This is a genomic window from Hypericibacter terrae (assembly GCF_008728855.1).
GTDB classification, from domain to species: Bacteria; Pseudomonadota; Alphaproteobacteria; order Dongiales; family Dongiaceae; genus Hypericibacter; species Hypericibacter terrae.
In genome coordinates this window covers 961,114-983,516 of record NZ_CP042906.1, presented here as the reverse complement: position 1 = coordinate 983,516, position 22,403 = coordinate 961,114, and the positions used below count along the sequence as shown (strand labels likewise).

18 protein-coding genes are annotated in these 22,403 nt (G+C 66.8%); 15 read left to right on the top strand and 3 right to left on the bottom strand.

Annotated features, from left to right (window positions below; genetic code table 11):
- From FRZ44_RS04560 to FRZ44_RS04550, 3 genes are all read left to right on the top strand, one after another.
- A complete protein-coding gene (locus FRZ44_RS04560) occupies positions 1 to 1,125 on the top strand; it encodes an ABC transporter substrate-binding protein (protein ID WP_151176058.1) in 1,125 nt (374 codons plus the stop codon).
- Positions 1,126 to 1,377: 252 nt separating this feature from the next.
- Positions 1,378 to 2,214 (top strand): SDR family NAD(P)-dependent oxidoreductase, encoded by an 837-nt coding sequence (locus FRZ44_RS04555; RefSeq protein WP_151176057.1) that lies wholly within the window; start codon positions 1,378 to 1,380, stop codon positions 2,212 to 2,214.
- Positions 2,215 to 2,265: 51 nt separating this feature from the next.
- Positions 2,266 to 3,981 carry an acetolactate synthase catalytic subunit gene (locus tag FRZ44_RS04550; protein WP_151176056.1) on the top strand — a complete coding sequence of 572 codons (1,716 nt, stop codon included), beginning with the start codon at positions 2,266 to 2,268 and terminating at the stop codon, positions 3,979 to 3,981.
- Between the two features lie 138 nt (positions 3,982 to 4,119).
- On the opposite strand, the gene FRZ44_RS04545 is transcribed toward FRZ44_RS04550, so the two are convergent.
- Positions 4,120 to 5,025: a LysR substrate-binding domain-containing protein gene (locus FRZ44_RS04545; RefSeq protein WP_151176055.1), complete on the bottom strand. Its 906-nt coding sequence runs from the start codon at positions 5,023 to 5,025 to the stop codon at positions 4,120 to 4,122.
- Between the two features lie 154 nt (positions 5,026 to 5,179).
- Here FRZ44_RS04545 and FRZ44_RS04540 point away from each other — a divergent pair, with 154 nt between their 5' ends.
- From FRZ44_RS04540 to FRZ44_RS04505, 8 genes are all read left to right on the top strand, one after another.
- Positions 5,180 to 6,100 (top strand): dimethylarginine dimethylaminohydrolase family protein, encoded by a 921-nt coding sequence (locus FRZ44_RS04540; RefSeq protein ID WP_151176054.1) that lies wholly within the window; start codon positions 5,180 to 5,182, stop codon positions 6,098 to 6,100.
- 80 nt (positions 6,101 to 6,180) lie between these two features.
- Entirely contained in the window at positions 6,181 to 7,323 is a 1,143-nt protein-coding gene (locus tag FRZ44_RS04535) for an ABC transporter substrate-binding protein (RefSeq protein WP_151176053.1), read from the top strand.
- 116 nt (positions 7,324 to 7,439) lie between these two features.
- Positions 7,440 to 8,282, top strand: coding sequence for an ABC transporter permease (locus tag FRZ44_RS04530; protein WP_151176052.1), 843 nt, complete (start codon positions 7,440 to 7,442; stop codon positions 8,280 to 8,282).
- Positions 8,283 to 8,287: 5 nt separating this feature from the next.
- Positions 8,288 to 9,070, top strand: a complete 783-nt coding sequence (locus tag FRZ44_RS04525; RefSeq protein ID WP_151176051.1) for an ABC transporter permease — start codon at positions 8,288 to 8,290, stop codon at positions 9,068 to 9,070.
- 10 nt (positions 9,071 to 9,080) lie between these two features.
- The gene (locus tag FRZ44_RS04520; protein WP_151176050.1) at positions 9,081 to 9,857 is read left to right on the top strand and encodes an SDR family NAD(P)-dependent oxidoreductase; all 777 of its coding nucleotides are present in this window, start codon (positions 9,081 to 9,083) and stop codon (positions 9,855 to 9,857) included.
- 31 nt (positions 9,858 to 9,888) lie between these two features.
- Entirely contained in the window at positions 9,889 to 10,677 is a 789-nt protein-coding gene (locus FRZ44_RS04515) for a glucose 1-dehydrogenase (protein ID WP_151176049.1), read from the top strand.
- Positions 10,674 to 11,609, top strand: a complete 936-nt coding sequence (locus tag FRZ44_RS04510) for a polysaccharide deacetylase family protein (RefSeq protein ID WP_225308544.1) — start codon at positions 10,674 to 10,676, stop codon at positions 11,607 to 11,609. Before FRZ44_RS04515 ends, FRZ44_RS04510 begins: the two co-directional genes overlap by 4 nt.
- Positions 11,610 to 11,802: 193 nt before the next feature.
- The gene (locus FRZ44_RS04505; protein WP_151176048.1) at positions 11,803 to 12,075 is read left to right on the top strand and encodes a hypothetical protein; all 273 of its coding nucleotides are present in this window, start codon (positions 11,803 to 11,805) and stop codon (positions 12,073 to 12,075) included.
- 22 nt (positions 12,076 to 12,097) lie between these two features.
- Here the strand turns inward: FRZ44_RS04505 and FRZ44_RS04500 are convergent, their stop codons facing one another.
- Together FRZ44_RS04500 and FRZ44_RS04495 are read right to left on the bottom strand one after the other, a co-directional pair.
- Complete coding sequence (locus FRZ44_RS04500) at positions 12,098 to 13,108, bottom strand: AAA family ATPase (RefSeq protein WP_151176047.1); 1,011 nt, start codon at positions 13,106 to 13,108, stop codon at positions 12,098 to 12,100.
- 11 nt (positions 13,109 to 13,119) lie between these two features.
- A complete protein-coding gene (locus FRZ44_RS04495; RefSeq protein WP_191908417.1) occupies positions 13,120 to 14,901 on the bottom strand; it encodes a gamma-glutamyltransferase family protein in 1,782 nt (593 codons plus the stop codon).
- A 133-nt stretch (positions 14,902 to 15,034) separates the two neighbouring features.
- Between FRZ44_RS04495 and FRZ44_RS04490 the strand changes: the two genes are divergently transcribed.
- The 4 genes from FRZ44_RS04490 (at position 15,035) to FRZ44_RS04475 (ending at position 22,395) form a co-directional block, all read left to right on the top strand.
- Positions 15,035 to 15,646 (top strand): TetR/AcrR family transcriptional regulator, encoded by a 612-nt coding sequence (locus tag FRZ44_RS04490; RefSeq protein ID WP_151176045.1) that lies wholly within the window; start codon positions 15,035 to 15,037, stop codon positions 15,644 to 15,646.
- Entirely contained in the window at positions 15,643 to 19,023 is a 3,381-nt protein-coding gene (locus tag FRZ44_RS04485) for an acyl-[ACP]--phospholipid O-acyltransferase (RefSeq protein ID WP_151176044.1), read from the top strand. Before FRZ44_RS04490 ends, FRZ44_RS04485 begins: the two co-directional genes overlap by 4 nt.
- Before the next feature lie 262 nt (positions 19,024 to 19,285).
- Positions 19,286 to 21,031, top strand: a complete 1,746-nt coding sequence (locus FRZ44_RS04480) for an NAD+ synthase (RefSeq protein WP_151176043.1) — start codon at positions 19,286 to 19,288, stop codon at positions 21,029 to 21,031.
- Between the two features lie 56 nt (positions 21,032 to 21,087).
- Positions 21,088 to 22,395, top strand: coding sequence for a nicotinate phosphoribosyltransferase (locus FRZ44_RS04475; RefSeq protein ID WP_151176042.1), 1,308 nt, complete (start codon positions 21,088 to 21,090; stop codon positions 22,393 to 22,395).
- Positions 22,396 to 22,403 lie beyond the last annotated feature (8 nt).

Here is a 22,403-nt window from a genome sequence, read left to right as displayed (position 1 = left end):
ATGGAGAAGCCGACAATGGAGTGGGCCTTGGGGGAGAGCGCCTTGGGCAGGGGCATGAACCGGCGCGGCGCCCTGCGCCTGCTGGGTGCCAGCGGATTGGCGCTCGTCACGCTGCCGATCTTGAGCAACGGCGCCTTCGCCGCCGAAGACCTGCTCGTCTACGACTGGTCGGGCTACGAGATTCCCGAGCTGCACGAGGCCTACATCAAGAAATACGGGAAGTCGCCGACCATCACCATCTTCGGCGACGACGAAGAGGCCTATCTCAAGATCAAGAGCGGATTCAAAACCGACCTGGTGCATCCGACCAGCTACGCCATCGGCCGCTATCGCGACCAGGGCATGTTGAAGCCGATCGACACCACGCGGCTGAGCAACTGGCCCGACGTGATGCCGAAGCTCACCAGCCGTCCGGGCATGAACACCGACGGCCATCAATGGATCGTGCCCTGCGGCTGGGGCTACAACTCGGTCATCTATCGCACCGACCTGTGCCAGCCCAAGGAAGATTCCTGGCTGCTGCTCTGGGACGAGCGCTACAAGGGCAAGGTCTCGATGGCGGTCGAGATGGATGGCAGCGTCATCCCCGCGGCCATGTCGCTCGGCATCAAGGATCCCTTCAACATGACCGACGCCGAGCTGGCGCAGGTGAAGGACCATCTGCGCAAGGAGCGCGAGCTCAACCGCTTCTATTGGACCGACCCGGCCGAGATTGAGCAGGCGCTCGCCAGCGGCGAGGTGGTCGCGGCCTATGTCTGGGGCGCCTCCTACTCGACCCTGAAGAAGCAGGGCGTGCCCGTGACCTACATGACGCCGAAGGAAGGCGTGCTGGGCTGGATCGACGGCTTCATCATGATGAAGGACGGCCCCGGCAAGGAACAGAACGCCTACGATTATATCGACGCCTGGCTCTCGCCCGAGACCGGCAAATACATGCTCGAGCAGTATGGCTACGCCCATTCGAACGCGAAGGCGTTCGACCTGGTGTCGCCGGAGCGCCTGAAGGAGATCGGGATCGCGTCGAAGGACGACATCCTCTCCCAGGGCGTGTTCCTGCAGGAGCAGAAGGCCGAGACGCGCGAGAAATACGTGAAGATGTATGAGGACGTGAAGGCCGGCCAGTAGTCGTCGGTCGCAAATAAGACGCTCGAGTGGGAAGCGAACACCGAGCGGAGTTCCCCCTCCCCCTACCCCCTCCCGCAAGGGGAGGGGGCGTGGATTGTTTTTGATTTCCCGAGGTTCTGCCCCATCATTTTTTTTGCGGAGAGACGGGACATATAAAAAGTACGAGCCCCCTCCCCTTGCGGGAGGGGGTAGGGGGAGGGGTGAAGCGCGCGAGATTGAGATCGCGGCAATGAGAGGAAACGGGTGTTTCGCATGGTGGATCGCTATCTGTCCGGCCGGGCCGCGATGGTCACGGGCGGGGCTTCGGGCCAGGGCCGCGCCATCGCGCTGGCGCTGGCCGCTCGCGGCGCCGACGTGGCGATCGGCTCCTACCTCGCTTCGCACGGCCCGGTGCCGCGGGGCCAGGACAGCTATTTCCCCGCCGAGCAGGAGCTGAAAGCCGTCTGCAAGGAGATCGAGGCCAAGGGCGTGCGCGCGATCGGGCTCGATCTCGACGTCCGCTCGAACGAGTCCTGCGACGCCTTCGTGGCCGCGACCGAGAGGGCCTTCGGCAAGATCGACATCCTGATCAATTCCGCCGGCATCGCCGCCGAGCAGCCGATGGTGGGCCATCCCGACGAGACCTGGCTCAACATCATCGACACCAACCTCACCGGCTATTACCGCACCATCAAGCGCTGCCTGCCCGGCATGATCGAGCGCAGATGGGGCCGTATCGTCAACATCGCCTCGACCGCCGCCAATGTGGGTGCGAAGGACAATGCCGCCTATTGCTCGTCCAAGGCCGGCATCCTGGGCCTGACGCGCTGCGTGGCGCTGGAGGGTGCGCCGCACGGCGTCACCTGCAACGCCATCAATCCGGGCTTCGTCAATACGCGGATGCTGCGCTCGACCCTCAAGACCATGAAGGCCCGGGACGGCGACACGCGCAGCGAGGAGGAGATGATCGCCGCCATCGCCCAGACCTATCCGCAGAAGCGGATCATCGAGCCGGAGGAGATCGGCAACCTCGCGGCCTTCCTCTGCCATGACGACGCCTTCGGCATCGCCGCCGAGGACATCACCATCGCCGCCGGCTCGCTCTGGTAGAGCCCGACTTTATCGCAAGCTCGCCTTATCACCGGATCAGAAAAGAGACCGATGCCCGATCGCAAGCCCCTGCCCTCGAACCAGTCCGCGGCCCAGACCTTCGCCGGTGCGCTCAAGCGCCATGGCGTGGAGATCGTCTTCGGCCAGAGCATTCCGAGCGCGCTCTTCCTCGCCACGCCCGAATTCTCGATCCGCCAGGTCACCTACCGCACCGAGAATGCTGGCGCCGTCATGGCCGACGCCTATGCGCGCATCTCGCACAAGGTCGGCGTCGTCACCGCCCAGAACGGCCCGGCCGCGACCCTGCTGGTGCCGGGCCTGGCGGAATCGCTGACGGCCTCGGTGCCGGTGGTGGCGCTGGTCCAGGATGTGGATCGGCGCGCCACCGACAAGAACGCGTTCCAGGAGCTGAACCAGTTCGATCTCTTCAAGGGCGTGTCGAAATGGATGCGCCGCATCGGCACCAGCGACCGCATCGACGATTATGTCGACATGGCCTTCACCGCGGCGACCACCGGCCGGCCCGGCCCCGCGGTGCTGCTCGTGCCCTACGATCTCATCAACGAGACTTCGGTCGCGGCCTCCTCGCGCGCCGAGCGGCTCGGGACCTATCCGATCGACCGCCCGCTGGCCGACCCGGCGCAGATCGAGCGTGCCGCCGATCTGCTGGCCAAGGCCGAGCGCCCGCTGATCTATGCCGGCGGCGGCGTCCACAGCTCGGGCGCGCATGACGCGCTGGCGGCGCTGCAGGAAGCGGCGCATCTGCCGGTCGCGACCACCACCATGGGCAAGGGCACGGTGGCCGAGACGCATCCCTTGAGCCTCGGCGTCATCGGCTATTTCATGGGCCCGCGCGGCATGGCGCGCCATCAGCGCCCGCTGATCGACGAGGCCGATGTGATCCTGCTGGTCGGCAACCGCACCAACCAGAACGGCACCGATTCCTGGAAACTCCTGCCCAAGGGCGCGCAGATCATCCATCTCGATATCGACGGGCAGGAGGTGGGCCGCAATTACGAGGCGCTGCGGCTGGTGGGCGACGCGAAGCTCACGCTGCAGGCTTTGACCGAGGCCTTGCGCAAGCGCGATCTCGGCAAGCGCAAGTCGGCCCGCGCCGCTCTCGAGGGCCGCATCGCTGACGGACGTCGCCGCCACGAGGCCGAGGCGCAAGGCATGGTCCATTCCGACGCGGCGCCGATCCGGCCCGAGCGCGTCATGGGCGAGCTCGACCGGATCCTGACGCCGGACCATATCGTGGTCGCCGACGCGAGCTACGCCTCGATCTGGACGTCGAACTTCCTGCATGCCCGCAAAGCCGGCCAGCGCTTCCTCACGCCGCGCGGCATGGCGGGCCTCGGCTGGGGCCTGCCGATGGCGATCGGCGCGAAACTGGCGCGGCCCGAAGCCCCGGTCTTCTGTCTCGCCGGCGATGGCGGCTTCGCCCATGTCTGGTCCGAGCTCGAGACCGCGCGGCGCAACAAGCTCCCCGTGGTGCTGGCCGTGCTCAACAACCAGATCCTCGGCTATCAGAAGGACGCCGAAGACGTGATCTTCGGCGACCACACCAGCGCCGTCTTCTTCGAGCCGGTCGACCACGCCATGATCGCGCGCGCCTGCGGCTGCCGCGGCATCCGCATCGAGCGGGCGCAAGACATCGCGCCGGCGCTGAAAGAAGGCTTCGCCTCGAACGAGGTCACGGTCCTCGACATCGTGACGGATCCGGCCGCGCGGCCGCCGATCACCTCGTTCGAGGGGCATTTCGAGTAAGAGCGGTCAACGCCCTTCGCTGTCTCCTCCCCCGTCTTCGGGGGAGGACTAAGGAGGGGGCTGCGCGCTGTCGGAAATCGCGCAGCCCCCTTCCTATCCTTCCCCCGTTCCGGGGGAAGGGACCTATCTCGCCTACCCCTACTTCCTCGCTGCCAGCGCCGCGAAGCGTTCCAGGATCCACCTCTCCAGCGCCGCGACCGCGGGGCTCGCGTCGCGCTCGGGCGCCGAGATCAGGTAATAAGGAAAGGCCGCCGGCACCGACAGGGCCAGGAGCCTGACCAGCCTTCCGTTGGCGAGATCCTGCGCCACGGTCGGCATATCGCCCATGGCGATGCCGCAGCCCTCGCGCGCGGCCTGCAAGGTGAGATGCGCGCCGTCGAAGAAGAGCCCGCGGGCGGTGTCGACATCGGGCAAGCCCGCCGCCGCGAACCAGCGCGACCAGGTCTCGTCGCTATATTCATGCAGCAGCGTGTGGCGCAGGAGATCGCCGGCGCGGATCGAGGCGCGCGCGCCCTTGATCAGGCCCGGCCGCGCCACTGGGAAGAACTGCGAGTGGCCCAGCAGCACCACGCGCTTGCCCGGATGCTCGCCGCTGCCATAGGCGATGGCGAGATCGCTCTGCTCGGCCATGGTCGGGTGGCGCCAATATTCGGTCACGATCCGGATCGTGACATTGGCGTGGGTGGCGAGGAATTCGCTCAAGACGGCGGGAAGCCAGTTCGCCGCCAGACCGGGGACGCAGGCGAGCGTGATGTCGCCCTCGAGCTCGCCGCGACGGACCGCTGACGCTGCTTTCGAGAGCCGGTCGAAGGAGCTGCTGACGACGCCGAGCAGCTGCAGGCCCGCCGGCGTCAGCGCCATCGGGCGGCGCGCGCGATCGAACAGCGGCCGTCCCAGCTGCAGCTCGAGCGACTTGATCTGATGCGAAACCGCGCCGTGGGTGACGCCGAGCTCCTCGGCCGCCCTGACGAAATTGCGATAGCGCGCCGCCGCCTCGAAGGCGCGCAGGGCATGGAGCGGCAGATGCTGGCGCTCAGGAATCATGCAGTGGCACGCTCCTACTGTTAACTCATCTCACAGTAAGGGCGAAGATTTCTCGTTTCGCAAGGAGAAATCCGACCCTTACAGTGAATCAGGATGCAACTGCGGCAGACCCTGTGCCGCAAATGCCCATGCAACAGCGGGAGGAATCCAGACCATGAATGCCAATGTCGGGCAGACCACGCCTTCCCAGACGCCGGACGGCCAGAAATGGGGTGTAACCGCCCAGACCGGCCAACTCACCGATGTGCTGCTGGGCCATCCGGACCATTTCCGCTGGGTGCCGCTGAACTCGATCTCGGCCGTCACCTTCGCCAACATGGAGCAGATGGGCTACCGCTTCGACAAACAGAAGGCGATGCGCCAGCACCGCCAGATGGTCGAGGTCTATGAGAAGGCGGGCGTGCGCGTGCGCTTCGCCGAGGCCGACGAAGGCCTGCCGTCGAGCGTCTTCACCCGCGATTCGAGCTTCATGACGCCCTGGGGCGCCGTCATCACCTCGATCCAGACGCCGCCGCGCCGGCGCGACTATGCCGTCGCCTCCGCGTTCTACACCAAGGCCGGCATCCCGATCTGGAAGTGGGTGACCGCCGGCCATTTCGAAGGCGGCGATTTCTGCATCCTGAAGCCGGGCGTGGCGTTGCTCGGCTGGTCGGGCGACCGCTCGACCAAGGAAGGGGCCGAGCAGGTGGAAGGCTGGCTGAAAGAGAAGGGCTGGGAGGTGCTGGTGGCGCCGATCCCGCCGCAATTCGTCCATATGGACGCGGTCGTGGTGATGCTGGAGAAGGGCCTCGCGCTCGTCTGCGAGGACGCGCTCCAGCCCTACGCGCTCGACTACATCAAGAAGAAGCACGGCATCGAGGTGATCAAGGTCGCCTATGCCGATTGCGTGAAGCTCGGCTGCAACGTGGTCAGCCTGGGCAACAAGCGCGTCCTGTCGATGGCGCACAACGTCAATGTGAACCGCCAGCTCGAAGAGGCGGGCTTCAAGGTCATCGCCGTGGATTACGACATGTTCGCGTTGGGCGGCGGCGGGGTGCATTGCTCCTGCCACGAGCTCTACCGGCAGCCCGAGTGAGGAAACCTGCGGGCACCGAAGCAAAGCCCGGCGACCGATTGGCATTCAAAACCTAGAAAAAGACAACAAGGAAGGAACATATGTCAGGACTCGATAAGGACCGCCTCGGCATCGTCCGGGTGCGGCGCTATTTCGAGATGGATCGCCGGCAACTGCTCAAGGGCGCCGCGGCCTTCGGCGCCGCCGCCCTGGTGGGACGCGCGCTGCCCGCGCAGGCGGCGACCAAGCTCAACTTTGTGGGCTGGGAGGGCTACGACACCTTCCTCGAGGCCGACGATTTCGTGAAAAACAAGGGCGCCGAGCTGCAGAAGTCCTACATCTCCTCGGCCGACGAGGTCATCACCAAGCTGCGGTTGGGCTCGGGCCAGGTGGATATCTGCACGCCCTACTTCATCCATGACGATTTCCTCGCCAATGACGGGCTCTTGGAGCCGCTCGATCTCGACAAGCTCCCCAATTTCAAGGGGATCCATCCGACCATCAAGGCGATGACCGAAGGCAATATGAGCGAAGGCGGCAAATGGTATGCCGCGCCCATGACCTACGGCGCCATCTGCATGGTCTATAACGCCGACAAGGTGGCCGAGCCGACCTCCTGGACCGACATGCTCAAGGACGAGGTCAAGGGCAAGGTCGCGATCACGGCGGACTATCCCGGCAATCTCTTCGCCTGGGCCAAGGTCACCGGCGCCACGAAGCCCAACAATATGACCAAGGACGAGCTCGCCAAGACCGTCAAGGCGCTGGTCGATCTCAAGAAGAACCATCTGCGCACGATCGCGCCCAGCTATGGCGATCTCATCAACATGTTGGCCAGCGGCGAGGTGGTGATGTCTCAGGGCTGGGAGCCGGTCTCGGTCTGGGTCGGCGACAAGGCCAACATCAAGGTCGCCTACCCGAAGGAAAAAAGCATGGGCTTCATCGAGGGCTATGCCATCGGCAAGGGCTCGGCCAACATCGATCTCGCCCATGAGATCATCAACAACGCGCTCTCGGTCGACGGACAGCTCGCGGGCGCCGAGGCCAACTCGATGCCGGTCGTCACCAGCGACGCCATGGCCAAGGCCAGCGACGCCAACAAGGCGCTCTACAACTACGACAAGCTCGACGACTACTTCAACGTGAAGACCGAGGTGGTGCCGATGTATCCGCTGGAAGCGGACGGCACCCACGCGACCTGGGACGATTACCAGGCGGCCTGGGAAACGGTGATGAAAAGCTGAGCGGCTTCGCGCATCATCCCGCGCATGAACGCGACCGCTTCCGTCAGGACCGGGGCATCGGCTGAAAGAACGGGCGGGGTTCCGGCCCCGCTCGTCCGCCACCCCGGAACGGCGTGATGGCTGCGATCGGGCGCCATCGCTGGCCTGTCCTGCCCGCCTTCCTGGTCTTCATCCTGCTGTTCGTCGGACCGCTGGCCTTTTTCCTGGTGGTCAGCTTCTGGCGCCTGCGCGCCTACAAGCTGGTACCGGACTTCACCTTCGATAACTATCTCGACGTCTGGCAGGAATATCTCCACGCCGCGATCTTCACGCTGCTGATTTCGCTGCTGATCGCGGCGATCACGACGGTGATCGGCTTCATGATCGCCTATCTCGCCCGCTTCCGGGCGGGGCGCTATGGCGGGCTGATCCTCTTTGTCGTGCTGGTGACGCTCTTCGGCGGCTATCTGGTCAAGATCTATGCCTGGAAAACGATCCTCGGTACCAACGGCATCCTGAACTCGACCCTGGTCGATCTGGGCCTGATCGACGCGCCGCTCGCCTGGCTCCTCTACAGCCCGGCCGCCGTCGTCATCACGCTGGTCAATTTTCTGCTGCCCTTCGCGGTCCTGCCAATCTATGGCTCGCTGCGGGGGATCGACGAGGTGCCGCTCGCGGCCGCGCGCGACCTGGGCGCCAACGCCGCCCGCGTCTTTCGCGACATCGTCCTGCCGCAATGCAAGCCCGGCATCTTTGCCGCCTTCGCGGTCTCGTTCCTGATCACCGCCGGCGATTATGTGACGCCGCGCCTCGTCGGCGGCACCAACACCTTCATGGCCGGCAATTTCATCGAGAGCCAGTTCATCAACCGGCTCAATGCGCCGATCGGCTCGGCCTTGTCCTACGCCATGCTGATCGGCTGCGGCCTGGTGCTCCTGGCGTTCCAGAAGACGCTGACCCGCGTCCTGAAGCCCCGGTAGGCGGCATGGAAACCAGCCCGCTCGCCAAGACGCTCTGGGGCCTGTTCGGCACGGTCTCGATGCTGTTCCTGCTCTCCCCCATCATCCTGGTCGTCGTCTTCTCCTTCGGCGAGAACCGGCTCGCGACCCTGCCGATGGAGGGCCTGACCTTCAAATGGTATGGCAAGCTGATGGCCGACCCGAACTTCTGGTCGGCGCTCGAGAACAGCCTGATCGTGACCCTCAGCGTCGGCGCCATCTCGACGGTGGTGGGAACCCTGGCGGCGATGGCGCTGGCCCGCTGGCGCCCCGGTGCCGCCAATGCCGCGATGATGACCCTGTCGCTGCCGGTGATGATGCCGCCCCTGGTCCTGGCATTGGCGCTGGCGACGGTCCTCTCCTCGCTGGGATTCCGCTTCGGGCTCCACACCGTGATCCCGAGCCATCTGGTCTTCACCCAGCCCTTCGTGATCCTGATCGTCTATGCGCAGATGGTGAACTTCAACTTCGGCATGCTCGACAGCGCGCGCGACCTCGGCGCCTCGGCGCGACAGGCCTTCTTCACCATCGTGCTGCCCAATATCCGCTCGACGCTGATCGGGGCCGCGCTCATCGCCATGTCGGTCTCGCTCGACGATTTCATCATCACCTTCTTCACCATCGGCAACGGCATGACCCTGCCGACCCTGGTCTGGGGCATGCTGCGCACGGCGCTCGATCCCAGCATCAACGCGCTGGGCACGCTGATCCTGATCGCGACCATCACCTCGAGCGCGATCGCCCTCTCGATCACGCGCTATCGGGGCTAGGAGCCCGCCCATGACCGAATTCGATTTCAAGGGCCGGAAGATCTTGGTAACAGGCGCCAGCCGCGGCATCGGCGAGGCCATCGCTCATGGTTTCGCCGCCGCGGGCGGCGAGGTCACGATCATGGCCGAGGATGACGGCATCACCGCGACCGCCCAGCGCATCGCCAGCGAGACCGGCCGGCCCGTCGCCGCCCTGCGCTGCGACATCGCCGACGAGGCCGCCGTCCGCGACGCGGTCGCCAGCCTCGGGGCCATCGACGTGCTGATCAACAATGCCGGCTACCAGCCGCGCACACCGCTCGCCGACCCCTCGCCCGCCGTCGATCGCGAGTTCCGGCGCGTGATCGAGGTGAATGTGCTCGGCACCTACTTCGTGACACGCCATGCCCTGCCGCTGATGGGCCGGGGCGGGCGCATCCTCCTGACATCCTCGATCTGGGGCAAGACGGGAGCCGCGGAATATAGCGGCTACTGCGCCTCCAAACATGCGGTGCTGGGCTTCATGCGCAGCCTGGCGCTGGAGCTCGGGCCCCGGGGCATCACCGTCAATGCCGTCTGCCCGGGCTGGGTCGAGACCGAGGGGGCGATGTGGACTGTCCGGCAGATCGCCGCGGAAACCGGACGCCCGCCGGAAGCGCTGATCGAGGATTATCTGCGGTTCCAGCCGATCCCCGGCATGATGGCGCCGCGCGATCTGGCGGCCACCTATCTCTTCCTCGCGTCGGAGGCCGCCGCCGACATCACCTGCCAGGCGCTCAATGTCGATCGCGGGCATTTCATCGGATGACGAACCGCCGCAAAAGGAAGGGATGAAGCCGATGGGACGTCTCGAGGGCAAGATCGCCATCGTCACGGGCGCTGCCGCCGGCATCGGGCGCGGCATCGCCGAGCTCTTCGCGGCCGAAGGCGCCGCCCTGGCGATGACCGACATCGACGAGACGCAAGGGAGCCGCACCGCCGGCGAACTGCGTCAGGCCCATGGCGACAGGATCCTGTTCATCCCCCATGACGTCGCGTCCGAGGAAGGCTGGCGGACCGTCATTGGCACTGTCCTCGCCCGTTTCGGCCGGCTCGATATCCTGGTCAATAATGCCGGCATCCAGATCTCGCGGCCCCTGGAGGAGATCTCGCTCCAGGAATGGCGCAAGGTGTTCCAGGTCAATGCCGAGGGCCCGTTCCTCGGCACCCGCATGGCGATCGCCGCGATGAAGACCACCGGCGGCGGCTCGATCGTCAACGTCTCATCAACCTTTGCCATGGTGGCGGACGGGCTCAATGCACACTATTGCGCCTCGAAGGCCGCCGTCTGCAACTTCACCAAGGCGGCGGCGCTTTATTGCGCCGATCGCGCCTATGGCATCCGCGTCAACTCGGTCCATCCGGGCGTGATCCGCACGCCGATGGTCGAGCGCGAGATCGCCGACGTGACCGCCGCCCGAGGGCTCGCGTCGGACAAATCCGTGCGCGAGGAATGGGCCCGGCTCTGTCCGCTGGGGCTGGGCGAGCCCAAAGACATCGCCTATGGCGTGGTCTATCTCGCCTCCGACGAATCCCGCTATGTGACGGGGGCGGAACTCGTGATCGATGGAGGTCATATCATCCGATGAGCGATCCAGCCGGCTTCCCCCTGATCGAACGTCCCGTTCCCTGGCCGCACGGCGCCAAGTGCGCCGTCGCCATGACCTTCGACATCGACACGGACAGTTTCCTGCATCTGGAATTCGGCAAGCGCGTGCCGGACATGGTCGCGACCACCTCATGGCTGCGCTATGACGAAATCGCGGTGCCGCGGATCCTGCGGATCTACAAGGAGCTGGGGCTGAAGCAGACCTTCTTCTACCCGGCCTGGTGCATGGAGACCTATCCGAAGCTGGTCGAGCAGATCCTCGAAGGCGGTCATGAGATCGCCCATCACGGCTATCTCCATGAGAACTCGAACCAGCTCTCGCTCGAGGACGAGCGCGCCTGGCTGCGGCGCAGCATCGAGGTGATCCAGCGCATGACCGGCCAGCGCCCGCGAGGCTACCGGGCCCCGGTTTATAATTATTCGCGCCACACCACCGATCTCCTCGCCGAAGAAGGCATCCTCTACGACGCGAGCCTGATGGCGGACGACGTGCCCTATGTGATGGAATCGCGCGCCGGCGAGGTGATCGAGCTGCCCTCGCATTGGGCGCTCGATGACTGGCCGCAATTTGCCCACAATATCGAACTGCAATACACCATGACGATCCGCTCGCCTGACGAGGCCTTCGCGGTCTATCAGGCGGAGTTCGACAGCGCCTGGCGCCATGGCGGGCTCTGGATCGGCGTCTGGCATCCCTGGCTGACCGCCCGGCTCGCCCGCGCCGAGAAGCTGGTGGCCTTCATCCGCTATATGATGGCGAAAGGCGATGTCTGGATCGCGCCGATGGAGGAGATCGCGCGGCATATCCGCCGCGTGACCGATGACGGCAGCTACAAGGCGCGCCGGGTCGAGATGCCTTATTACCGCGATGTCATCGATCCAACCAAGGTGCCGCAGCAAAAAAAGTCATAGCGCAGCATGAACATACCGACAGCGCTGCGACAGCCTGTCGCGCTGGAACCGGCGGCGGAGTGCACCGTTTTATAAGGGCCACGCGCCGCGCTTTCAGGGATCCTTTACAGGCTCCGCGTCACCATTCGATTCGAATCGCTGACGGCCGAAGCGGGCGATGTCGTTCCTCTCCTCCCCCATGCGGAAGCCCGCCATGCCACGCCTCGCTCCAGCCCACACGAACCCCATCGACTATCACATCGTCTACGGTCCCCGGCCCGACGGTCCTCTGATCGGATTCTATGCCGGTCAGCCGATCGCGGCCGCGATCCGGGACCACTTCGGCCGCCGCTTCGTCTATGACGGCATCGCACCGCGCCGGCGCGACGGCAAATATGATGTGAGCCAGCTCCAGCCGGGCGAATGGATCGCCGAGCCCGGCCTCCTCTATCACATCGAGTCGGACCGGCCGGCCAGGGCTGCTTAAAGGTCGAACCCGCCCCAGGAGTTCAGGCGTTCACGGCCCGCAGCCTGTAGGGCTCGGCCATCAGCGCATCGACCGCGGCGGCGGCCTTCTTGGTGCGCTCGGTCCAGCCGCCATCGATGATCCGGTAGGCGAGGCCTCGGCGCTCGAGCGCAGCGGTGAAATGCGCCAGCGTCATCTGGCGCTCCTTTCCGGCATAGCGCAGCGGGTCGGGCGCGAAGGGCACGTCGTCCGCCAGCAGGAGCCGCAGGTCGTAGGGCCGTGCCGCGATCTCGGCTTCAATCGAGGCCGGCACCGTCCCCAGCGCCACCTCGCTCCAGACCGCCGTGCAGAGATGATCGGTGTCGAGCACCAGCAGGCGGTTGGCCTGGCGGGCCAGCGCGTCCTCCGAGGCCGCATGGCCGGCGCCGATGATCGCGATATCGGCGAGATCGGGATATTTCGACGGGTCGGTCGCCTCGAGATAGCTGCGCGCGAACTCCGGCACATGGACCGTGCGGTGGGCCGCCGCCAGCCGGCGCGCGAGCGTGGTCTTGCCGCAGCTTTCCGGGCCGACGATGGCGACGCGCTTGAGGAAGGAGGGCCGTGCCTCGGGCAGCAGCAGATCCCAATGCTCGCCGATGCCGGCATGGACGCGGCTCGCCGAGATCGGCACAGCGTCGCGCGGCGTGTCGACCGGCACATAGCGCGCACCCAGATCGGCCGCGAGCCGCTTTCCATAACTCTCCGAGGCGAACAGCAGGTCGGGGGGCCGGCCGCCGAGAACCTTCAGGATCGCCCGGTTCCAGCGCTGCCAGAAATTCGGCACGCCCGCCGCATCCTCCGGCAGATCGTTATGGAAGCGATGGATGCGCGCGATCCCGCGGAACTGGTCCGCGAGCCAGCGATGGCGCAGCGCACCAGGGATCGGATCCTCGTCGCGGGTGTTGAGCATCACGTCGAGATCCCCCTCGCACCAGCGCGAGGCAAACTCGATCAGATATTTGTGGCCGAGGGTCGGCAGGCGGAAGCCGCCGATGATGAAGCCGCGGGACATGACCGGATCCTTCAGAGGCTCATCGCATGGCCGTTGACGAAGGGATCGGTCGCGGCCGAGATCTCGCCGGCGCCGTTGCGCACCACCACCACGGGCCGCGCCAGCTCATAGCCGAAACCCTGATGCTGCTCGGGCACCAGGGCCGCCTTGCCGCAAGTGGGTTCGAGTTCCTTCGCGACAGCCGCCAACCGTTCGGAGGCCAGCAGGGTCGAGCCGCTCGCATCGATGCGGGGCGCCTGGACCGCCGCCGCGGCGTCCATACCGCGCTCGGTGATGTCGAGCGCGACCTGCACCATCGCATTGACGATGCGCCGCCCACCCGGTGCGCCGATCGCGGCCACCGATTTCCCGCCGCGCGTGATGAGCAGCGGCCCCATATTGGCAAGCGGCCGCTTGCCGCCTGCGATCGAGTTGGCGGCGCCGGGACGCGCATTGAACCAGCCCATGGTCGCGTCGAACAGGAACCCGGTGCGCTCGCAGACGACCTGGCTCCCGAACATGCTGGCGGCGGTGTGGGTGATGGTGACCGCCATGCCCTGGCCGTCCATGGCCGAGACATGGGTGGTGCCGGCCTTGGGCTCGGTCGACCCTTCCGGCCGCCAGGCCGGCGCCTTCTTGCCGCCGCCCTCGTACCGCCAGGGATCGTGAACCGCGCGGGACGCAAACACCTCCCAGGGAAGCCCGTCATCGGGCCCGAGGCGCGGCGGCGCCTCGCCCTTGCGGATCGTGGCCGCGATCGTGGCCGCGTATTCCTTCGACAGCAGCCCCGTCTCCGGCACCGCCACGAAATCAGGATCGCCCAGCCAATGATAACGGTCGGCGAAGGCGTGCCAGCTCACCTCGGCAAGGCCGCGCAGCCGCCTGGCGTCATCCTCGAGCGGCGGCGTCTCCGGATGGAGCGCCTGCCAGATCGTCAGCATCTGCAGCTCGGTCAAGCCGCCGCTCGGCGCCGACGGCGCCCAGATGTCGAAGCCCCGGAAGGAGAGCCGCCGCGGTTGCGTGACCTGGGGCGACACCGCGCGCAGATCCTCGGCCGAGAGGATCCCACCGAGATCGCGCACGGTCGCCATCAGGTCCTTCGCGATCTCGCCGCTCTGAAACGCCGCGGCACCCTTGGCCGCGATGATCTCCAGACTGCGCCCCAAGGCTTCCTGCCGGATGCGCGGATGCGGGCCGTAGCTGGCGGTGCCGCTATGGGCCGCGACGGGCGGATCGCCGTTGACGAGGAAGGTCTTGCGCGTGCCGGGGTCCTTCCGCAGGGCCGGCAGCGAGGCCAGTGCCGACAGCGCAAAATAGGAATCCGCGTCGAAGCCGTCATGCGCGGCCCGGATCGCGGGCGCCATCACTTGCGCGAGCGACAGCTTGCCGAAGCGTGCCAGCGCCGCGATCAAGGCCGGGATCGTGCTCGGCACACCCGCGGCGAGGATGCCCTGAATATTGGCATCGCCGACCACGACCGAGACGCCGAGCCCGCGATCGAGCGCGCGTGACCGGTCGATCTCGAACATCTGCGCGTGGGCCTTCGCCGGCCCCCGGGGACCGAACTCCACCGCGTGAGTTCCGCCGCCTTCGGGCAGGTTGACCAGCAGAAAGCCGGTGCCGGCGAGCGTGGTCTCCATCGGCTCGATGACACCGGCGACGAACGCGGCCGCGACGGCGGCGTCGATCGCGTTGCCGCCGGCCTCGATCATCGCGATCCCGGCCTGTGCACTCTCGGCCCGCGCGGCCGCGACGGCGCCGCCGCGCCCGGAGGCGCCCGAGCGTGTCACATTCTGCCGGGAGATGCTGGCCATGATCGTCATTCCTCGGTTGGCACCGGACCCGAGCCTAAACGGCCACGCCGTCCCCTCGCAAGACGAGGGTCTTGCGCCGGATCCTGGAGACTGCCATCCTATGTGAACATATGTTCACAGACAAGGCCGGCGGATGATGCGGGCGGCAACGCTCCAGGACGGCGGAAAGGCGCGGATTTCGGCGGCGGCGATCGAGCTGTTCGGCCGGAAGGGCTATGACGCGACCACGATTCGCGACATCGCCGAGACCGCCGCGATGTCGCTGGGCGCGCTCTACCGCCACTACGCCAACAAGGACGAGCTCGGCCGCGCGCTTTATGCCGAGGCGATCGCGCTCTGGTCCGAGCGGCTGCTGGACTCCGCGGCCGGTCTCGATGATCCCGCGGCGCGGCTCCGGGCCATGACAAAATTCTTCTGCCGCGCCTTCGACCGGGACCCGAATCTCTTTGCTTTCCTGCTGCTCAATCAGCATGGTCCCGCGCGGTCGTTCGATCCCAAGGCGGCCAACCCGCTCAAGGTTCTCGAGGCGGAGATCAGGCGCGGCGAGCAGGACGGCCGGATCCTGCCGGGCAACCGGCATCTGCGGGCGCTCTGCGTGATGGGGGCCGTGCTGCAGCCGGCGGCGTCCTATTCGCGGGCGGGGAAGACGGGACTGGGGGCGTTGGCGGAAGAGATCGCGGCAGCGGCGATCCGCGCCGCGGGCGTCATCGAACCAACAAGACGATCAGGGGCGGTTATCCAATGACGGACGGCAATCACCAGGCCGGGGGCTATGGCGCCCTGTTGCGCCGGCGCGGCTTTCTCGCCCTCATGGTGGCGCAGTTCCTGGGCGCCCTCAACGACAACATCCTGAAGATGACGGTGGTGCTGATCGCGACCGGCGCGGCCGGCACGGATTCGGCCGAGGCCGCCTCTTTCATCGCGCTCGCGGGCGGCGCCTTCATCCTGCCCTTCCTGCTGTTCTCCGGCTGGGCCGGCCAGATCGCGGATCGCAACCGCAAGGACCGCGTGATCGCCTACGTGAAGCTGTTCGAGACTCCGATCATGCTGCTCGCGATTCCGGCGCTCATGAGCGGCTACGACTGGGCGATGCTGGGATCGCTGTTCCTGATCTCGACCCAGGCCGCCTTCTTCAGCCCCGCCAAATACGGGATCCTGCCCGAGATCCTGGATACGGCGCAGCTCTCGCGCGGCAACGCGCTGCTCGAATCCTCGACCTTCCTCGCCATCATCCTCGGCGCCGTCATCGGCGGCGTGCTGTTCGATATCGTGAGCCATGCCACGATCGGCTGGCTCATGGTCGGCTTTGCCGTGATCGGCGCCTTCGCGGCCTTCCATACCGAGCGCGCCCCGGCGCCGCGCGAGAAGCGCCGCTTTTCCTTGCGGCCCTCGGCCGACCTCATTCCCGGCTTCAAGGCGATCGCCTCCGACCGAGGCATGATCATGACCGCGGCCGGCATCACCTGGTTCTGGCTGCTCGCCGCCTTCCTGCAGATGATGGCGATCCGCCTCGGCCGCGAGGATCTCGGCCTCGGCGGCGGCGGCACCGGCCTGCTCCAGGCCGCGATCGCGATCGGCATCGGCCTGGGCTCGCTCGCCGCCGGCCGCCTCTCCGGGCCCAAGGTCGAGCCAGGGCTGGTGCCGCTGGGCTCGATCGGCATGGGCGCCGCCTCGGTCTGGCTCGCCGGCGCCACCGGCTCGCTCGATGCCGCCCTCCCGGCGCTGGCGGCGCTGGGATTCTTCGGCGGCCTCTTCATCGTGCCCCTGAACGCGGCGCTGCAGCAGAAGGCGCCCGTCGACGAGCGCGGGCGCGTCGTCGCCTGCGCCAACATGATCGGCACGGTCGGCATCCTCATGGCCTCGGGCCTCGCCTGGGTCATGGGCAGCGCGCTCCAATGGAGCACCAGCGCCGAGGTCCTGGCGGCCGGCATCGGCACCTTCATCGCGACCGCGGTCGCGATCTGGCAGGTCCCCGACTACCTGGCCCGCTTCCTGCTGTGGCTCGCCACCCATACGCTCTACCGGATCCGGATCGAGGGCTCGGAGAACGTCCCGGAGCGCGGACCCGCCCTCATCGTCTGCAATCACATGTCGTTCGTGGACGGGTTGCTGGTGGGGGCCTGCGTGCAGCGCTTCGTGCGCTTCATGGCCTGGTCCGGATTCTTCAAGGGCGGCTTCGGCTGGTTCCTGCGGCGCATGAAGGTCATCCCCGTGAGCGGCAAGGACGCCGTCGCCGCCATCAAGCGCGCGCGGGCCGAACTCGAGCAAGGCCATGTGGTCTGCATCTTCGCCGAGGGCTCGATCAGCCGCACCGGCTCCACGCTTCCCTTCAAGCGCGGCATGGAACTCATCGCCGACGGGCTCGACGTGCCGGTGATCCCGGTCCATCTCGACCAGGTCTGGGGCTCGATCTTCAGCTACAAGGGCGGCAAGTTCTTCTGGAAATGGCCGGACCGGCTGATCCGCCCGGTGACGGTGAGCTTCGGCAAGCCGCTCGCCAAGCCCAGCGCCTGGGCCGCGCGCCGCGCCGTGCTGGCGCTGGGCAGCGAGGCCTGGGCGCGGCGCCACTCGGCCAGCGACTTCCTCCAGATCCGCATCCTCAAGACCGCCAAGCGCCGCTGGCGCAAGCGGGCGCTCATGGACACCACGGGCCGCAAGCTCACCTTCGGCCAGACCGCGATTGCCTCGATCATCCTGGCGAAGCGGTTGCGCGCGCAGAAGCCCATGGTGGGCATCCTGATGCCGGCCTCGGTCGCGGCGGCCTTGCTCAATGTCGGGCTGATGCTGGCCGGCAAGACGCCGGTCAATCTCAACTTCACCGCCGGCCCCGAGGCCATGGCCTCGATGATCCGCCGCTGCGGCATCGAGACGGTCATCACCTCGAAGGCCTTCCTCGAGAAGGCCAAGCTCGAGACGCCAGCCGGCGCCCTCTATGTCGAGGATCTGCTGACCGACATTTCGAAGCTCGACAAGCTCAAGGCCGCGGCGATGGCGCTGTTGCTGCCGTCGTCCTGGATCGCGCGGATCCTGGGCGGCGACTTCAGGACGACGAAGCCGCCGGCAACCGTCATGTTCTCGAGCGGCAGCACCGGCGAGCCCAAGGGCGCCGTGCTGAGCCACAAGGCGATCATCGCCAATCTCGAGGCGGTGGCGCAGGTGCTCTGGGTCGACCGCGACGATGTCATCGCCGGCGTGCTGCCCTTCTTCCATTCGTTCGGTTTCACCGGCACGCTCTGCCTGCCGCTGGTGGCCGGCATCGGCGCCGCCTATCACGCCAATCCCCTGGACGCCAAGGCGATCGGGCCGCTGGTCAAGAAATCCTCGGCGACGATCCTGCTCGGCACGCCGACCTTCCTCCAGACTTGGACGCGCGCCGCCGATCCCGAGGACATGAAGACCCTGCGCCATGTGGTGACGGGCGCGGAGCATTTGCGGCCCGAAATCGCCGACGCCTTCGCCGCCAAGTTCGGGCCGCGGCCGCTCGAAGGCTTCGGCATGACCGAGATGGGGCCGGTCGTCGCCGTCAACGGCATGGATGTCGAGGACGGCGCGGAGGCGCAGGCGGGTCAGAAGGACGGCACGGTCGGCCGGCCGGTTCCCGGCGTCGCCGTGCGGACGGTCGATCCCGACACGTTCGAAGAGGTGCCCGACGGCACCGAAGGCATGCTGCTGGTCAAGGGCCCGGGCATGATGGATGGCTATATCGGCGATCCGAAGCGCACGGCCGACGCGATGGTGGAGGGCTGGTACAAGAGCGGCGACATCGCGCTGATCGATTCCGACGGTTTCATCAAGATCACGGGCCGGCTCTCGCGCTTTTCCAAGATCGCGGGCGAGATGGTTCCGCATGGCCGCATCGAGGACGCCGTCCTGACGATCCCCGGCGTGCGCGCCGCCATCGTGGTCGCCACCCCCGATCCCGCCAAGGGCGAGCGAATCGTCGTGCTCTATGAAGGCGACGCGACGCCGGAAGCGGTGATGGAAAGATTGGGCGCGTCCGGCCTGCCGAAGCTCTGGCTGCCCAAGCGCGACGGCGTGCGCAAGCTCGACGCGGTGCCGGTCCTGGGCTCGGGCAAGGCGGACCTCAAAAAGGCGAAGGAGATCGCGGCGGCGGCGGAATGAGCGGACGAGCGCGGTGTCGGTTCCTTATCCCCCCTTGTGGGGGAGGGAATTGGATCGAAGCGCGGCGCTTTTCCTACTGTTTCATTAATCACTTGCGACCACGCTTGCGTCCGTCGCATAGCCCGCCCGCTCTTTTCATAGCTGACACCGACCGCAGCACGGCCCAATATACTTACCGAAGCCCCGTCGCATCGCCCCCCGTGCGATGACGACCGCCTTCAGCCAGATCCGTCCCCTCGGGGGATGAGAACAGGAGCCTTCCATGACCGCCGCCAAAGGCGTTCTCCGCCTCGCCCTCATTCAGGCCAATCCCACCGTCGGCGCCGTCGACGCCAATCTCGCGCGGGCGCTGGCCTATTGCGAGAGCCACAAGGACGCCGATCTCATTGTCTTTCCGGAATGTTTCGCCTCGGGCTATCCGCTCGAGGACCTCGTGCTGCGCCCGGGCTTCCTCGCCCGCGTCGCGCAGGCGATCGAGGGTTTCGCAGCATCGGTGCGCAAGCTCAACGGCCCGGCGGTCCTGATCGGCGCCCCCGTCGCCGGCGCCAACCTTCCCTATAACGCGGCGCATTTCATCACGCCCGACGGCGCGGTCCGGACCATCCTCAAGACCGAGCTGCCCAATGACGACGTGTTCGACGAGCGGCGCGTCTTCGCGCAGGGGAACGATCCGCGGCCGCTGGATCTGAGCGGCTGGCGGGTGGGCGCCATGATCTGCGAGGACATGTGGCATGGCCGCGTGACTCGCGCGCTCACCGACGAGCTCGCCGATTTCCTGATCGTCATCAACGGTTCGCCCTACGAGATCGACAAGATGCCGGTGCGTCTTGCCCATGCGCGCGAGCGCGTGCGCGCCTCGGGCTGCCCACTCATCTATCTCAACATGGTCGGCGGCCAGGACGAGCTGGTGCTGGACGGTGGCTCCTTCGTGCTCGATGAAGAGGGCGAGATCGTCGCGCAGATGCCGGCCTTCGCCGAGGCCACCCTGCGGCTCGAGCTGACGAGGAGCGGCAGCTGGGCCGAGAACGGCAAGATCGAGATTCAGGGTATCGAGCATGGGGACGGCGACATCCTCGGCGAGGTCGTCCGCTATCCCGACCGCCTCGAATCGATCTATGCCGCCTGCACGCTGGGCCTGCGCGACTATATCGAGAAGAACGGCTTCCCCCGCGCGTTCCTCGGCGTCTCCGGCGGCCTCGACAGCGCGCTGGTGGCCACGCTCGCGGTCGACGCGATCGGCGCCGATCGCGTCGTCGGGGTGATGATGCCGACCCGCTTCACCGGCAGCGAGAGCCTCGACCTCGCCAACGACCTGTTCCGGCGGCTGGGCTGCCGTCACGGCGTGGCGCCGATCGGCGCCATATTCGATCCCTATGAGAGGACGCTCGACAGCATCGGGCCCGAGCTGATGGGGATGACGCCGGCCGCCGCCGCCCGCTCCCTGACCTCGGAGAACTTCCAACCCCGAATCCGCGGCGCGCTGCTGATGGGGCTCTCCAACGCCTATGGCGGGCTGGTGCTCTCGACCGGCAACAAGTCGGAGATGTCGGTCGGCTATGCCACGCTCTATGGCGACATGTGCGGCGGTTTCAATCCGATCAAGGATCTCTACAAGACCACGGCCTTCGATCTCTGCCGCTGGCGCAACGAGAATCACCGCGACTGGATGCGCGGCGGCCGGAGCCCGATCCCGCAGGGCATCATCGACCGGCCGCCGACCGCCGAGCTCAAGCCCGACCAGACCGACGAGGCCTCGCTCGGCGCCTATGAGCTGCTGGACACGATCCTGCGGCTCCTGATCGAGCATCTGCTGGCGCCCGACGAAGCCCTGCGCCAGGCCGAGCGGCAGCTCAACACCACGATCGATCCGGCCTATGTCCGGCGGATCGCCGGGCTGGTGAAGGGGGCCGAATACAAGCGCCGCCAGGCGCCGCCGGGCATCAAGCTCACCGGCCGTCCCTTCGGCAAAGGCTGGCGCTACCCGATGACGAACCGCGCAAGCCTCTGAAAGAGGCTGACCCCGCGTCCCTCTCGCATCGCGTTCGCCCCGTCGAGGACCCCGTCATGCCCATCATCGATCTCGCCAAGCGCGCCTGGGATCATAATTTCGAGCTCGATCCCGCCGTCCGCAGCCTGCTCGACACCGACTTCTACAAGCTGCTGATGCTGCTGCTGATCTGGCGGAAGCATCGCGACGTGCCCGTGACCTTCTCGCTCAAGAACCGGACCCAGCGCGTCCGGCTCGCGGACGAGGTACCGGAAGCGGAGCTGCGCGCCCAGCTCGACCATGTGAAGGCCCTGCGCTTCACCAAATCGGAGCTGATCTGGATCGCCGGCAACACGTTCTATGGCCGCAAGGGCATCTTCCCCGGCGAGTTCATCGACTGGCTCGGCGGCCTGCGCCTTCCGGGCTATCAGCTCGAAGCACGGGACGGCCAGTATCATCTGAGCTTCTCCGGCGGCTGGGCCGAAGTCACGCTGTGGGAGATCTATGCGCTCGCGGTCATCGATGCGCTGCGCAGCCGCGCGGCGCTGGCCAGGCTCGGCCGGCTCGAGATCGACATCCTTTATGCGCGCGCCAAGACGAAGCTCTGGGACAATGTGCTGCGGCTGCGCAAGCTCGACGATCTGAACCTCTCCGATTTCGGCACGCGCCGGCGCCATAGCTTCCTCTGGCAGGAGTGGGTGATCCAGGCGATGGCCGAGGGGCTGGGACCGAAATTCACCGGCACCTCCAACGCCTATCTCGCCATGAAGCATGACCTCGAGGCCAAGGGCACCAACGCCCATGAGCTGCCGATGGTCTATGCGGCGCTCGCGGGCGACGACGATGCGGCCGTGGCGCAGTCGCCCTATCGGGTGCTGGCGGACTGGCAGGAACTCTATGACGGCGCCCTGCGCGTCATGCTGCCCGACACCTTCGGCACGACGGCCTTCCTGGCCAAGGCGCCCGATTGGGTGGCGGCCTGGACCGGCTGCCGCATCGACAGCAAGGATCCCTTCATCGGCGGCGAGGAGATGATCCAATGGTGGCAGGCGCGCGGCCAGGATCCGAAGACGAAGCTCATCATCTTCTCCGACGGGCTGGAGATCGGCGCGATCGAACAGATCCATGCGCGCTTCAACGGCCGCGTGCAGATCGGCTTCGGCTGGGGCACCAACCTCACCAACGATTTTCGCGGCTGTCCGCCCAATGGCGGCAGCGATTTCGACGCCATCTCGCTGGTCTGCAAGGTGACGGCGGCGGCTGGCCGCAGCGCGGTCAAGCTGTCCGACAATCCCACAAAAGCCACGGGCACGCCGGAAGAGATCGCCCGCTATGCCCGCATCTTCGGCGAGAGCGGGCGCCAGGCCCATGACGTCTTCGTCTGAGCCCCGGG